This is a genomic window from Pseudomonas sp. D3-27, assembly GCF_051132165.1.
In the GTDB taxonomy this organism is placed as follows: Bacteria; Pseudomonadota; Gammaproteobacteria; order Pseudomonadales; family Pseudomonadaceae; genus Aquipseudomonas.
In genome coordinates, this window is record NZ_CP071667.1 from 4,766,405 (window position 1) to 4,780,389 (window position 13,985).

The 13,985-nt window shown below is 59.2% G+C and carries 12 protein-coding genes; 2 read left to right on the plus strand and 10 right to left on the minus strand.

Annotated features, from left to right (window positions below):
- Nucleotides 1–58 precede the first annotated feature (58 nt).
- Nucleotides 59–709 carry a 23S rRNA (uridine(2552)-2'-O)-methyltransferase RlmE gene (gene rlmE, locus J3P92_RS21565; RefSeq protein ID WP_039592319.1) on the minus strand — a complete coding sequence of 217 codons (651 nt, stop codon included), beginning with the start codon at nt 707–709 and terminating at the stop codon, nt 59–61.
- A gap of 107 nt (nt 710–816) precedes the next feature.
- Here rlmE and J3P92_RS21570 point away from each other — a divergent pair, with 107 nt between their 5' ends.
- Nucleotides 817–1,125: a YhbY family RNA-binding protein gene (locus J3P92_RS21570; RefSeq protein WP_181287543.1), complete on the plus strand. Its 309-nt coding sequence runs from the start codon at nt 817–819 to the stop codon at nt 1,123–1,125.
- Nucleotides 1,126–1,135: 10 nt separating this feature from the next.
- Here the strand turns inward: J3P92_RS21570 and J3P92_RS21575 are convergent, their stop codons facing one another.
- From J3P92_RS21575 to grpE, 8 genes are all read right to left on the minus strand, one after another.
- Nucleotides 1,136–1,540: an MFS transporter gene (locus J3P92_RS21575; protein ID WP_420765582.1), complete on the minus strand. Its 405-nt coding sequence runs from the start codon at nt 1,538–1,540 to the stop codon at nt 1,136–1,138.
- A 28-nt stretch (nt 1,541–1,568) separates the two neighbouring features.
- The gene (greA, locus tag J3P92_RS21580; RefSeq protein WP_420765659.1) at nt 1,569–2,045 is read right to left on the minus strand and encodes a transcription elongation factor GreA; all 477 of its coding nucleotides are present in this window, start codon (nt 2,043–2,045) and stop codon (nt 1,569–1,571) included.
- 2 nt (nt 2,046–2,047) lie between these two features.
- Nucleotides 2,048–5,269 (minus strand): carbamoyl-phosphate synthase large subunit, encoded by a 3,222-nt coding sequence (carB, locus tag J3P92_RS21585; protein ID WP_420765583.1) that lies wholly within the window; start codon nt 5,267–5,269, stop codon nt 2,048–2,050.
- Nucleotides 5,270–5,374: 105 nt separating this feature from the next.
- Entirely contained in the window at nt 5,375–6,511 is a 1,137-nt protein-coding gene (gene carA, locus J3P92_RS21590; protein WP_434648983.1) for a glutamine-hydrolyzing carbamoyl-phosphate synthase small subunit, read from the minus strand.
- Nucleotides 6,512–6,766: 255 nt separating this feature from the next.
- Nucleotides 6,767–7,573 carry a 4-hydroxy-tetrahydrodipicolinate reductase gene (gene dapB, locus J3P92_RS21595; RefSeq protein ID WP_420765585.1) on the minus strand — a complete coding sequence of 269 codons (807 nt, stop codon included), beginning with the start codon at nt 7,571–7,573 and terminating at the stop codon, nt 6,767–6,769.
- A 9-nt stretch (nt 7,574–7,582) separates the two neighbouring features.
- Entirely contained in the window at nt 7,583–8,707 is a 1,125-nt protein-coding gene (gene dnaJ / locus J3P92_RS21600; protein ID WP_420765586.1) for a molecular chaperone DnaJ, read from the minus strand.
- Nucleotides 8,708–8,997: 290 nt separating this feature from the next.
- Nucleotides 8,998–10,914, minus strand: coding sequence for a molecular chaperone DnaK (gene dnaK, locus J3P92_RS21605; RefSeq protein ID WP_420765587.1), 1,917 nt, complete (start codon nt 10,912–10,914; stop codon nt 8,998–9,000).
- A 101-nt stretch (nt 10,915–11,015) separates the two neighbouring features.
- Nucleotides 11,016–11,582 carry a nucleotide exchange factor GrpE gene (gene grpE, locus J3P92_RS21610; RefSeq protein ID WP_039592327.1) on the minus strand — a complete coding sequence of 189 codons (567 nt, stop codon included), beginning with the start codon at nt 11,580–11,582 and terminating at the stop codon, nt 11,016–11,018.
- A 241-nt stretch (nt 11,583–11,823) separates the two neighbouring features.
- Here grpE and recN point away from each other — a divergent pair, with 241 nt between their 5' ends.
- Entirely contained in the window at nt 11,824–13,497 is a 1,674-nt protein-coding gene (gene recN, locus J3P92_RS21615; RefSeq protein WP_420765588.1) for a DNA repair protein RecN, read from the plus strand.
- A gap of 77 nt (nt 13,498–13,574) precedes the next feature.
- Here the strand turns inward: recN and fur are convergent, their stop codons facing one another.
- The gene (gene fur / locus J3P92_RS21620) at nt 13,575–13,979 is read right to left on the minus strand and encodes a ferric iron uptake transcriptional regulator (RefSeq protein WP_420765589.1); all 405 of its coding nucleotides are present in this window, start codon (nt 13,977–13,979) and stop codon (nt 13,575–13,577) included.
- Nucleotides 13,980–13,985 lie beyond the last annotated feature (6 nt).

Genomic DNA, 13,985 nt, shown 5'->3' on the forward strand with positions numbered 1-13,985 from the left:
GCGTAATTTTCGTTACCTGCCATTTTCAAGGCGAGACAAAAAAAACTATCGCCCCTGATTAAAGACGCTCATCACTGGCAGCGCCTTCAATCCCGCGGAACCCACGCGCCAGCAGGTACTGCTCGCGAGAACGGTCACGGGACGACAACGGCTTGCGCATCTGCACTTTGTCGAACAGCTTGCGGATACCCTTATGGTACTCATCGAAGCCCTCACCCTGGAAAACCTTGATCAGGAAATCACCACCCGGACGCAGAACCCGCCCAGCCAGATCCAGGGCCAGCTCGCTCAAAAACATCGCACGAGGCATGTCGACAGCCGCTAATCCACTCATATTGGGGGCCATATCGGAAATCACAAGGTCGACTTCGGTATTTCCGACGGCCTCCAGGATTTTCGCCAACACCGCGTCTTCCGTGAAGTCGCCTTGGATGAAGGTGACATCGGGGATACCGTCCATTTCCAGGATATCGGACGCGATCAGCCGCCCCTGGCCGCCAATCAGACGACTGGTTACTTGCGACCAGCCTCCCGGCGCTGCGCCGAGATCGATCACGGTCATGCCAGGACGAATCAAGCGATCTTTTTCCTGGATCTCCAGCAATTTATAGCTGGCGCGCGAACGATAGCCGTCTTTTTGCGCCATTTTGACGTACGGGTCGTTGAAATGTTCTTTGAGCCAGTTCTGGCTAGTCTTGGAACGGGCCACGGGCCACCTCTAAAAAATAAATCGCGTCGTGATTAACTGGGCGGTCCCGGACTCGCTCGGGTAAACTGGCCGCCGCTTTTTACAAGATCAGACGCAGGGGTCAGATTATGCCGCTCACTCAAGAGCAGAAGAAACAATACAAATCCATTGGCCACCATCTGAAACCGGTTTTGACTGTGGCTGACAACGGTTTGACTGAGGGTGTGCTCGCCGAACTGGAACGCGCCTTGGGCGATCACGAGCTGATCAAGATCAAGCTCAACATCCTCGACCGCGAAGCACGCCTGGCTGCCGTTGCCGAACTGTGTAAAGTCGGAAAGGCAGACCTCGTGCAGGTCATCGGCAAGATGGCGCTGATTTACCGCAAGAACTTCAGCGTCAACAAGCAATTGTCGAACGTTCACCGCTTCAAGTGATACCAAAGGGTCAAGGGTGTGCTTCGCACACCCTGCCGCTCCAGCCGGGAACCGGTTGCAACACTAGCACCAATCCGGAAAAGCCCAGTATCAGGTAACTGAATACCTGCCACTGCGTTGCACTTGGCCAACCGAGACGCACCGCCAGGAACATCCCGCATGCGTACAACGACATGAGCAGCAATTGCCCACGAATGTCGCGCCACAGACTGACAAAACCCTCAGCCTGAACCAACACCAGCGCCTGAAACAGCACGCACGCTGCGGAAAATCCCACCAGCAGCGCCGTCAGCATGCTCGCGATTTCATCGATAAGCAGCGGCGCCAGGCCAATTTTGCCCAGTACCGGCAGCAGACCGATGTGCAGCAACCAGACGCCGCCCACCCACAACATCTGGGCGAGCTGCCAGATCATGGCGCCCGCTCGCAGCGGGCGCCTTCGTTCAGATATGACGGACTTCGACAATCTCATACTCGATGACACCGCCAGGCGTCTTCACGGCAACCACGTCACCCTCTTCCTTGGCAATCAAGGCACGGGCGATAGGGGAACCGACTGAAATCTTGCCGAGCTTGATGTCCGCCTCGTCCTCGCCAACGATCTGGTAAGTGACGCTTTCATCAGTCTCGACGTTGGCGATTTCCACGGTGGTGCCGAAAATCACTTTGCCAGTGTGCGGGATCGTCGTGACATCGATAATCACCGCGTTCTGCATACGGCCTTCGATGTCACGGATACGCGCCTCGACCATGCCCTGCTCTTCACGCGCAGCGTGGTATTCGGCGTTTTCCTTCAGGTCGCCCAGCTCACGGGCCTCACCGATGGCCTGGCTCAAGCGAGGACGCTCGACCTTGGTCAGGTGAGCGTGCTCTTCTTCCAGGGCGCGAGCGCCCTGAACGGTCATGGGGTACTTGGTTATGCTCATGCCTTCAATCCTGCATGTAGATCCTGCAAGCGACGTACGGTCTTCTCAGGGCCGAACTTGAGCGCTTCGCAGATCGCTTCGCCGGCAGCAATGGTCGTGGTGCAGTAGATCTTATGCTGCAGCGCATTGCGACGAATGGAATAGGAATCAGCGATCGACTGGCGACCTTCGGTGGTATTGATGATCAGCGTGACTTCGTCATTCTTGATCATGTCGACCACGTGCGGACGGCCCTCGGTCACCTTGTTCACGCGGCGCACTTTCAGGCCTGCTGCTTCGATCAGCTTGGCAGTACCGGCAGTGGCGACCACTTCGAAGCCCAAGTTGATCAGATCACGGGCCACGCCTGCAACCAGTGGCTTGTCGTCATCACGCACACTGATGAACGCCGTGCCACCCGTCGGCAACACTTCGCTGGCGCCCATCTGGGCCTTGGCGAAAGCCTCACCGAAAGTATCGCCCACGCCCATGACTTCACCGGTGGATTTCATTTCCGGGCCGAGGATCGGGTCAACACCCGGGAACTTGGCGAACGGGAACACCGCTTCTTTCACGCTGTAGAAGTTCGGGATGATTTCCTTGGTAAAGCCCAGCTCTTGCAGGGTTTTGCCAGCCATGACCCGTGCAGCGATCATTGCCAGGGAAACACCGATGCACTTGGAAACGAACGGCACGGTCCGGGAAGCGCGCGGGTTGACTTCGATGACATAGATGTCTTCGCCCTGCAGGGCCAGTTGCACGTTCATCAGGCCGATGACGCCCAGCTCCAAGGCCATTTTTTTGACCTGTTCGCGCATCTCGTCCTGGATGTGCGCCGGCAGCGAGTAAGGTGGCAACGAGCAAGCGGAGTCACCGGAGTGAACACCGGCCTGTTCGATGTGCTGCATGATCGCGCCGATCACCACATCCTTGCCGTCGCTGACCGCATCCACGTCCATCTCGATGGCGCAGTTGAGGAAGTGGTCAAGCAATACCGGGCTGTCGTTGGACACCTGGACCGCTTCGCGCAGGTAACGCTTGAGTTCGTCTTCCTGGTAGACGATTTCCATCGCGCGACCACCCAGTACATAGGACGGACGAACAACCAACGGGTAGCCGATCTTCGCGGCGGCGCGAATGGCTTCGTCTTCGCTGCGCACGGTGGCGTTTGGCGGCTGGCGCAGGTTCAGGCGCTCGACCATCTGCTGGAAGCGCTCGCGGTCTTCCGCGCGGTCGATGGCATCCGGGCTGGTACCGATGATCGGCACGCCAGCGGCCTCAAGGGCACGAGCCAGTTTCAGCGGGGTCTGGCCGCCGTACTGGACGATCACGCCCTTTGGCTTCTCGACGCGGACGATTTCCAGCACGTCTTCCAGGGTGACAGGCTCGAAGTACAGACGATCGGACGTGTCGTAATCAGTGGACACGGTTTCCGGGTTGCAGTTGACCATGATGGTCTCGTAACCGTCGTCGCGCAGGGCCAGTGCCGCGTGTACACAGCAGTAGTCGAATTCAATGCCCTGGCCGATCCGGTTGGGGCCGCCACCCAGGATCATGATCTTGTCACGGCTCGACGGCGCGGCTTCGCACTCTTCTTCGTACGTGGAATACAGGTAGGCGGTATCGGTGGCGAACTCAGCGGCGCAGGTGTCGACGCGCTTGTAGACCGGGAAAACCTCCAGCTTGTGACGATGGGCGCGAAGGCTCTTGTCGGTCACGCCCAGCAACTTGGCGAGGCGCTGGTCGGAGAAGCCTTTGCGCTTGAGGCGCAGCATCGTGTCGCGGTCAATGCTGGACATGCCCAGGGTCTTGACCTTCTCTTCTTCCTTGATCAGATCTTCGATCTGCACCAGGAACCAAGGATCGATCATGTTCATGCCGAAAATCTGTTCGACGGTCATGCCGGCGCGGAAGGCATCGGCCACGTACCAGATACGCTCGGCGCCCGGCACGGTCAGCTCGCGCTTGAGCTCGCTCATGCTTTCCGGGTTGCTCAGGTCCAGCTTCGGATCGAGGCCGCAAACACCCACTTCCAGGCCGCGAAGGGCTTTCTGCAGGGATTCCTGGAAGGTCCGGCCGATGGCCATGACTTCACCGACCGACTTCATCTGGGTGGTCAGGCGAGCGTCAGCCTTGGCGAACTTCTCGAAGGCGAAGCGTGGCAGCTTGGTCACGACGTAGTCGATGGACGGCTCGAAGGACGCCGGTGTCTTGCCGCCGGTGATGTCGTTCGACAGCTCGTCCAGGGTGTAGCCCACGGCTAGCTTGGCGGCGACCTTGGCGATCGGGAAACCGGTGGCCTTGGAGGCCAACGCCGAGGAACGGGACACCCGCGGGTTCATCTCGATGACCACCATGCGACCGGTGTTCGGGCAGATGCCGAACTGGACGTTGGAGCCGCCGGTTTCCACGCCGATCTCGCGCAATACCGCCAGGGAGGCGTTACGCAGGATCTGGTATTCCTTGTCCGTCAGGGTCTGGGCCGGCGCAACGGTGATCGAATCACCGGTGTGCACACCCATCGGGTCGAAGTTCTCGATGGAGCAGACGATGATGCAGTTGTCCTTTTTGTCGCGGACAACTTCCATTTCATATTCTTTCCAACCGATCAGGGATTCGTCGATCAGCAATTCCTTGGTCGGCGACAAATCGAGACCACGGGCGCAGATTTCTTCGAATTCTTCACGGTTGTAGGCGATGCCACCACCGGTGCCGCCCATGGTGAAGGACGGACGGATGATGCATGGGAAACCAAGGCGCTCCAGGACCGCGTTGGCTTCTTCCATGCTGTGGGCGATACCCGAGCGCGGACAGTCCAGGCCGATGGATTTCATCGCCTTGTCGAAACGCGAACGGTCCTCGGCCTTGTCGATGGTGTCGGCGTTGGCGCCGATCATTTCCACACCGAATTTCTCCAGGACGCCTTCGCGCTCCAGCTCAAGGGCGCAGTTCAGCGCGGTCTGGCCGCCCATGGTAGGCAGCAGAGCGTCCGGGCGCTCCTTCTCGATGATCTTGGCAACGGTTTGCCACTTGATCGGTTCGATGTAGGTGGCGTCGGCCATGGCCGGGTCGGTCATGATGGTGGCCGGGTTGGAGTTCACCAGGATGACGCGATAGCCCTCTTCGCGCAGGGCTTTGCAGGCCTGGGCGCCGGAGTAGTCGAATTCGCAGGCCTGGCCGATCACGATCGGGCCAGCGCCGAGAATCAGGATGCTTTTTATGTCTGTACGTTTTGGCATGGGTTTGTCACTCAAATCCGCAGGTCAGTCGGCTAGGCCGTCGAACAATCTTTGAAGCGCCCGAGGGGGCCGCCGTTTTCGGGGCCGCCCTCGGGCTTCACGCGGTCAGCGTCGCTTGGCCATCTCGTTGATGAAGCGATCGAACAGCGGCGCCACGTCGTTCGGGCCCGGGCTCGCTTCTGGGTGGCCCTGGAAGCTGAACGCGCTCTTGTCGGTACGCTCGATACCTTGCAGCGTGCCATCGAACAGCGACTTGTGAATCGCGCGCACGTTGGCCGGCAGGGTCGCTTCGTCGACTGCAAAACCGTGGTTCTGGCTGGTGATCATGACGACACCGGTGTCCAGGTCCTGGACCGGGTGGTTTGCACCATGATGGCCATGACCCATTTTGACGGTCTTGGCACCCGATGCCAGGGCAAGCAATTGGTGACCGAGGCAGATACCGAATACCGGAATCTCGGTTTCCAGCACATCCTTGATCGCCTGGATGGCGTAGTCGCAAGGCTCCGGGTCACCCGGGCCGTTGGACAGGAACACGCCATCAGGCTTGAGCGCCAGGACGTCAGCCGCCGGGGTTTGTGCTGGCACTACCGTCACGCGGCAGCCACGTGCGACCAGCATGCGCAGGATGTTCAACTTGACGCCGTAGTCGTACGCGACCACGTGGTACGGCAGCTCGGAGGCTTCGATCGTCGCGTGGTTGTCGGTTTTCAGATCCCAGACCGAGGAGCGCCACTCATATTGCTTCTGGGTGCTGACGACCTTCGCCAGGTCCATGCCCTTGAGGCCTGGAAACCCCTGGGCGGCGGCGATGGCCGCCTCTTCGGAAATGTTGTCGCCGGCCATGATGCAGCCGTTCTGCGCGCCTTTTTCCCGAAGGATGCGGGTCAGGCGGCGGGTATCGATACCGGCAATCGCCACGACATTGTTGGCTTTCAGGTAGTCGGAGAGGGACATCGTGTTACGCCAGTTGCTCGCTACCAGCGGCAAGTCGCGGATGACCAGGCCAGCGGACCAGACACGATCGGACTCAGCGTCTTCCGGCGTGGTGCCAGTGTTGCCGATGTGCGGATAGGTCAAGGTAACGATTTGTTGGGCGTAGGAAGGATCGGTAAGAATTTCCTGATAGCCGGTCATTGCGGTGTTGAACACCACCTCACCAACGGTCTGACCGTCGGCTCCAATGGCTTCGCCGCGAAAAATGCTGCCATCAGCAAGGGCGAGTATGGCTGGCTTAGTCAAGAAGACCTCCCGTAAATAAAGCCTGAAAGGGCGATCGCAGGTTGTAAAAAAGCGGAGTGACGTATGGACACGTCACCCCGCTTGTTCACTGAATTATTCTGCGCGCTTTTAGTGGACACACTAAAGCTGTAGCTTACAGAAAAAGGCTTTTTTGGTCCACCGCTAATGAGCCTGAAAGGCAGGGGAATGCGACAGGTCGTCGCGAAGCGGCGTAAAACGGGGCTCAGTATAACCTGAACCCCGTCTTCAGAGACATCAACGCAGGTCGAGAACATCCTGCATGTCGTACAAACCAGGCTCACGACCATCCAACCAAAGCGCGGCACGCACAGCGCCCTTGGCGAAGGTCATCCGGCTCGATGCCTTGTGGGTAATTTCCAAACGCTCGCCCTCAGTCGCGAACAGCACGGTGTGATCACCCACCACATCGCCGCCACGCACGGTCGCGAAACCGATGGTGTCTCTGTCCCGAGCACCGGTATGCCCCTGGCGCCCGTACACGGCCACTTCCTGCAAATCGCGACCCAGCGCATCGGCAATCACTTCACCCATGCGCAACGCGGTGCCCGAAGGCGCATCGATCTTGTGCCGGTGATGTGCCTCGATGATTTCGATATCCGCATCGTCGCCCAACACTCGAGCAGTCAAGTCCAGCAACTTCAGCGACAGGTTCACGCCGACGCTGAAGTTCGCCGCAAATACAATCGGGATGTCCTTGCCTGCGTCGGCCAGCAATTGCTTTTGCGCGGCATCCAGGCCGGTCGTGCCGATCACCATGGCCTTGCCAGCCTTGCGGCAGATGGCAAGGTTCTTGAGCATCACTTCCGGAAGCGTGAAATCGATCAGGACGTCAAACTCGTCGAGCACCTTTTCCAGCCCACCGGACATTGGCACGCCGATACGCCCAAGCGAGGCCAACTCGCCAGCATCGGCGCCTACCAGCGTACTGTCGGGCCTCACGATGGCAGCGGTCAGGCCCGAAAGCGGCGAGCGTTGCTGCACCGCTTCGACCAGCGCCTTGCCCATGCGCCCCGCGGCGCCCATCACAGCAATACGTCGCATGCCCACTCCTTACAGGTCGCCGAAGAAGCGCTTCACGCCTTCGAACCAGCCAGTGGTTTTAGGGGAGTGGCTATTGTCATCCGCCAACGAGCTGCGGAACTCTTCCAACAGTTCTCGCTGACGCCGGCTCAGGTTGACCGGTGTCTCTACCGCAACGCGGCACATCAGGTCACCCGCACCACCGCCACGCACCGGCGCCACGCCCTTGCCGCGAATCCGGAATTGCTTGCCTGTTTGCGTCCCCTCAGGGATCTTCAGCTTGACGCGACCATCGAGGGTCGGGATTTCCAGCTCGCCACCCAGCGCCGCATCGACGAAGCTGATAGGCACTTCGCAGAACAAGTGCTTGCCGTCACGCTGGAAGATCGCGTGTTCGCGCACGTTGATGACCACATACAAGTCGCCAGTCGGACCACCCTGGGCACCTGCCTCGCCTTCGCCGGACAGGCGGATACGGTCGCCCGTGTCGACACCGGCCGGCACTTTCACCGACAGCGTCTTGTACTCTTCGACACGCCCTTCGCCATGGCAGGCATCGCACGGATCGGAAATGATCTTGCCTTGGCCATGGCAGCGCGGACAGGTCTGCTGGACCGAGAAGAAGCCTTGCTGCATGCGAACCTGGCCGATACCGCCACAGGTAGGGCAAGTGACTGGCGAGGAACCCTTCTTGGCACCCGAGCCGTCGCATGGTTTGCAATTGACCAGCGTCGGAACACGGATATTGACCGTGGTCCCCCGCACCGCCTCCTCGAGGCTCAGCTCCAGCGTGTAGCGCAGGTCACTGCCTCGCTGGGCGCCACCACGGGCACCGCCACGGCCGCCACCGAAGAAATCACTGAACACATCGCCGAAAATATCGGAGAAGTTCTGTCCGCCGAAACCGGCACCGCCGCCACCCATGCTAGGGTCGACACCGGCATGGCCGTACTGGTCGTAAGCCGCGCGCTTGCTGGAATCGGACAGGACTTCATAGGCCTCGTTGGCCTCCTTGAACATCTCTTCCGAAGCCTTGTCGCCGGGATTACGGTCCGGGTGGTGTTTCATCGCCAGGCGACGATAGGCCTTCTTCAGCTCTGCTTCGCTGGCCCCCCGCTCAACACCCAATACTTCGTAAAAATCACGTTTTGCCATTAGTCTTTGCACTCTTATAGGACGTTCGGCAAACCTCTCCTGAACCTCGCCAAACTCGTTGGGCCTCCATACAGGCCCGAACCCAACTCACGTCGATTCAACGATCCTGGTCTCGGTGCATATCGCCCGGAAAGCAGGAGCATTCCCGAACCCACCGTCAGCACCCGAGCTTTGTCGCATGCTGCAAAAATTCGCTGCCTCCAGACACGCCAACGCGGGAGCAAGCTCCCGCGCGGCGACATCCTACCAGCCACCGCACAAAAGCAGTCAACCGGCCGACCAACAAGCGATTACTTGTTGTCTTTCACTTCTTCGAACTCAGCGTCGACGACATCGTCGGTTTTCTCGGCCGACTCGCCTTGCGGCGCTGCGCCTTCAGCGGGCTGGGCCTGCTCGGCATACATCTTCTGAGCCACTGGCGCGGAGACTTTCGACAACTCTTCGATCTTCGCTTCGATGGCCGCCTTGTCGTCGCCTTTGACGGCAGCTTCAAGAGCAACTACAGCCGCTTCGATCGCCGTTTTTTCTTCGGCGGTCACTTTGTCACCGGCGTCGGCGATCATCTTGCGAGTCGAGTGCACCAAGGCATCGCCCTGGTTACGCGCGCTTGCCAGCTCTTCGAACTTGCGGTCTTCCTCGGCGTTGACTTCAGCATCGCGAACCATCTGCTGAATTTCTTCTTCGGACAGGCCGGAGTTGGCCTTGATCACGATCGACTGGGTCTTGCCGGTGGCCTTGTCTTTCGCGCCGACGTGCAGGATGCCGTTGGCGTCGATGTCGAAGGTCACTTCGATCTGTGGCACGCCACGTGGAGCCGGTGGAATCTCGGCCAGGTCGAACTTGCCCAACGACTTGTTCTGGGCGGCTTGCTTGCGCTCGCCTTGCAGCACGTGGATGGTCACGGCGCTCTGGTTGTCATCGGCAGTCGAGAACACCTGGGATTTCTTGGTAGGAATCGTGGTGTTTTTCTCGATCAGCGCAGTCATCACGCCGCCCATGGTTTCGATACCCAGGGTCAGCGGGCTGACGTCGAGCAGCAGAACGTCCTTCACGTCACCGGCCAGAACGGCGCCCTGGATGGCGGCACCCATGGCAACGGCTTCGTCAGGGTTCACATCCTTACGAGCTTCTTTACCGAAGAAATCGGTTACCAGCTTCTGCACCAGCGGCATACGGGTCTGGCCGCCGACCAGGATCACGTCGTTGATCGAACCCACGTCGATACCGGCGTCTTTCATCGCAATGCGGCAAGGCTCGATGGTGCGCTGAACCAGGTCTTCAACCAGCGCTTCGAGCTTGGCGCGGGAAATCTTCACGTTCAGGTGCTTCGGACCGGTGGCGTCTGCGGTGATGTACGGCAGGTTCACGTCGGTCGACTGGCTCGAGGACAGTTCGATCTTGGCTTTTTCAGCGGCTTCTTTGAGGCGCTGCATGGCCAGCGGGTCACCCTTGAGGTTCATGCCGCTTTCTTTCTTGAACTCATCGACGAGGTAGTCGATCAGGCGGATGTCGAAGTCTTCACCACCGAGGAACGTGTCGCCGTTGGTCGCCAGCACTTCGAACTGGTGCTCGCCGTCGACTTCAGCGATCTCGATCACGGAAACGTCGAAGGTACCGCCACCCAGGTCGTAAACGATCACGGTGTGATCGCCCTTGGCCTTGTCCATGCCGTAGGCCAGAGCGGCCGCGGTTGGTTCGTTGATGATGCGTTTTACGTCCAGGCCCGCGATGCGGCCGGCGTCTTTGGTCGCCTGACGCTGGCTGTCGTTGAAGTAAGCAGGGACAGTGATAACAGCCTCGGTCACTGCCTCGCCGAGGTAATCTTCGGCGGTTTTCTTCATTTTCTTCAGGATTTCAGCCGAGATCTGTGGCGGCGCCATTTTCTGGCCGTTCACTTCAACCCAGGCGTCGCCGTTGTCAGCCTTGGCGATCTTGTAAGGCACCATCTTGATGTCTTTCTGAACGACTTCTTCGTCGAACTTGCGACCGATCAGACGCTTCACCGCGTACAGGGTGTTATGCGGATTGGTCACAGCCTGGCGCTTGGCGGACTGACCCACCAGGATTTCGCCATCGTTGGCGTACGCGATGATCGACGGCGTGGTGCGCGCGCCTTCAGCGTTTTCAATAACCTTGGCCTTGCCGTTTTCCAGCACGGAGACGCACGAGTTGGTGGTCCCCAGGTCGATACCGATAATTTTGCCCATCTTGACTCTCCCGGAACTTGGATTTTGTTGCCGCAGCATTGGTGGTTAACTGCGGTAGCACTTAAACGCTTGACTTCTTAATGGGGCCGTTTCGCCCGATTTCAAGCCTGCTCATCAATAGAAGGCGAAACCGGCGCTGGCGCCTTGCTGACCACAACCATGGCCGGGCGCAGCAGGCGACCGTTGAGCAGATAGCCCTTCTGGAACACTTTCAGCACGCTGTTTGGCTCGACGTCTGCACTTTCCTGCATCGCCATGGCCTGATGGTGCTCGGCGTTGAAGGGTTCACCGTGAGGATCGATCGCTTCAAGCTGGTAACGCTTGAGCGTGTCCTGGAACATCTTCAGGGTCAGCTCGATGCCTTCACGCATTGGACGGATGTTCTCGTCGTCCGGGTTGGACAGCTCCAGACCCCGCTCCAGGCTGTCGATGATCGGCAGCAGGTCGCCAGCAAAACGTTCCAAGGCGAATTTATGAGCCTTTTCCACATCCTGCTCGGCACGACGGCGGACGTTCTGCAGATCGGCTGCTACACGCAACGCCTGATCCTGCGCACCGGCCAGTTGCTCTTCGAGCACTTGTACACGTGCCGCCAGGTCTTCACCCGAATCTTGGGGAGCCTGATTGGCGTCTAGATTTTGGGTGTCCTGCGTCTGTTCGTCAGCCATAGATTTCTCCTTTCAATTTCGTCCGCGAGCTCGACTCGCGCTTCTGCCCCGGTATATGGGGCCGGGTTTTCCAGCTTCAAGGGCCATCTGACGAATTAACCCTACAAAAGGCAGCAGCATAATCATTCCTCGCAGCACTAAGGAATCTGTTGGTCCAAGCAAATCGAGCTAAGCGCAGGCATTGTCAGCGCGAAACAAAACACTGTATAAATAACCAGACCTAATGCCTGGGAGCGGCCTTATGCTGGTGCACCTGTCCGTACACAACTACGCCATCGTCGAACATCTCGACCTCGAACTCGATCGAGGCATGAGCGTGATTACCGGTGAAACCGGTGCCGGCAAATCGATCATGCTCGACGCCCTGGGACTGACACTTGGCGACCGCGCTGATAGCGGCGTGGTACGTCCCGGTGCGGAAAAGGCCGACATCCTGGCGACATTCGACCTCGTCGACATCCCCGAAGCCAGCGCCTGGCTGGCCGAGCGCGACCTGGACACCGATGGGCTGTGCATCCTGCGCCGGGTCATCACCGCCGAGGGCCGCTCCCGAGGCTATATCAACGGCACCCCTTGCCCCCTCGGCGACCTCAAGGCACTCGGCGAACTGCTGATCGATATTCACAGCCAGCATGAACACCAATCGCTGCTCAAGACCGACACCCATCGTCGCTTGCTCGACGAGTACGCGGGTGCCACCGACCTGGCCCGCCAGGTTCAATTGGCCGCCCAACGCTGGCGACAGACCCGGCAGGAACTGGATCGACTTTCCAACTCAGGCGATGAACAACGGGCCCGCCACCAACTGTTGAGCTACCAGCTTGAAGAGCTGGAAAACCTGGCCCTGGGCGAAAACGAGCTGGAGGAACTTGAGCAGGAGCACAAGAACCTGACCAATGCCGAGGCACTCCTCGGTGTCTGTCGGCAAGTGGTCGAGCAATGCAGCGAAAGTGATTCCGGCAATGTGCTCAGTGCGCTGACCGCAAGCATCAACCGACTTTCCAGCGTCAGCAATGCCGTGGGAGCCCTGGGCGAAGCGAGCAACCTGCTGACCAGCGCCCAGATCCAGGTCGAAGAAGCCGTTGGGGAGTTGAACCGCTTCCTTGATCATTTCGATGCCGACCCGGCACGCCTTCAGTTTCTGGAAGAGCGCCTGGACACTATCTATACGCTGGCCCGCAAGCATCGCGTCCAGCCAACCGACGTCGTCGAACTGCAGCAACGGCTGCTGGAGGAACTGGAAAGCCTGAACGCCAATGATGAATCCATCGAGCGGCTCGGGGATGAACTGGCGTCCTTTGCGCGCCATTACCAGGAAAAGGCCAAGGAGCTCAGCGAATTGCGCCGACAAGCCGCAACGGGCTTGGCGAGCGCGGTAGAACAGGAGATCCAGCGCCTGGGCATGCCAGGGGGCCGATTCACCATCGAACTGCACCCTAACGGCGGTGATGATCTTCAGCCTAACGGGCTGGAGCAAGTGGAACTGCTGGTCAGCGCCAACCCCGGGCAACCCCTTAAGGCATTGGCAAAAGTGGCTTCCGGCGGCGAGCTGTCGCGTATCAGTCTGGCCATCCAGGTGATCACAGCGCAGACATCGCGGGTGCCAACGCTGGTGTTCGACGAGGTGGATGTCGGCATTGGCGGCCCTACGGCGGAAATTGTCGGCCAGTTGCTGCGCAGATTGGGCGAGCGTGGACAGGTCCTGACGGTCACTCACCTGCCCCAGGTTGCCGCCCAGGGACACCAACATCTATTTGTCCACAAGGTGCGCGGCGAAGACGCCACTCGTACCGCAGTGTCCAAACTCAACAAAAATGAACGCGTGGAAGAAGTCGCTCGGATGCTCGGAGGAATAGACCTGACCAAGGAATCCTTGGCCCACGCAAAAAAAATGGTGGTTGCGGCGAAAACCTGACATAGGCCGTTGAAAAAAAGAAGGCGACCCGAGGGTCGCCTTCTTTTGTTCTGAGGGCCTGAGCCCACGTCACAAGCTTATTTGCGCTTGCGCACATGCAGGACGAGATGGTGATCGATCAGCTCGAAGCCATACTCCTCAGCAATAGCCTTTTGCAGTTGCTCGATTTCAGGGCTGATGAATTCGATGACTTCACGGGTCTCAACATCCACCATATGGTCATGGTGCTCCCCGTCAGCCAATTCAAAGACAGCATGACCGCCATCGAAGTTATGACGAGCGACCAGCCCGGCAGCTTCGAATTGAGTCAGGACACGGTAGACCGTGGCCAGACCGACATCCTCGCCAGCTTCCATGAGCGCCTTATAGACGTCTTCGGCACTCATGTGGCGCTGCTCGGCAGAGTCGAGCATTTGCAGAATCTTGACCCTTGGCAGGGTCACTTTGAGGCCGGCTTTGCGTAGTTCGCTATTTTCAACCATGGTCAG

Bases quoted from the DNA above. Each gene is read 5' to 3' on its own strand.
- J3P92_RS21570 (WP_181287543.1), top strand. From the start codon at position 817: ATGCCGCTCACTCAAGAGCAGAAGAAACAATACAAATCCATTGGCCAC.
- J3P92_RS21575 (WP_420765582.1), bottom strand. From the start codon at position 1,540: ATGATCTGGCAGCTCGCCCAGATGTTGTGGGTGGGCGGCGTCTGGTTG.
- carB (WP_420765583.1), bottom strand. From the start codon at position 5,269: ATGCCAAAACGTACAGACATAAAAAGCATCCTGATTCTCGGCGCTGGC.
- dapB (WP_420765585.1), bottom strand. From the start codon at position 7,573: ATGCGACGTATTGCTGTGATGGGCGCCGCGGGGCGCATGGGCAAGGCG.
- dnaJ (WP_420765586.1), bottom strand. From the start codon at position 8,707: ATGGCAAAACGTGATTTTTACGAAGTATTGGGTGTTGAGCGGGGGGCC.
- dnaK (WP_420765587.1), bottom strand. From the start codon at position 10,914: ATGGGCAAAATTATCGGTATCGACCTGGGGACCACCAACTCGTGCGTC.
- grpE (WP_039592327.1), bottom strand. From the start codon at position 11,582: ATGGCTGACGAACAGACGCAGGACACCCAAAATCTAGACGCCAATCAG.
- recN (WP_420765588.1), top strand. From the start codon at position 11,824: ATGCTGGTGCACCTGTCCGTACACAACTACGCCATCGTCGAACATCTC.
- fur (WP_420765589.1), bottom strand. From the start codon at position 13,979: ATGGTTGAAAATAGCGAACTACGCAAAGCCGGCCTCAAAGTGACCCTG.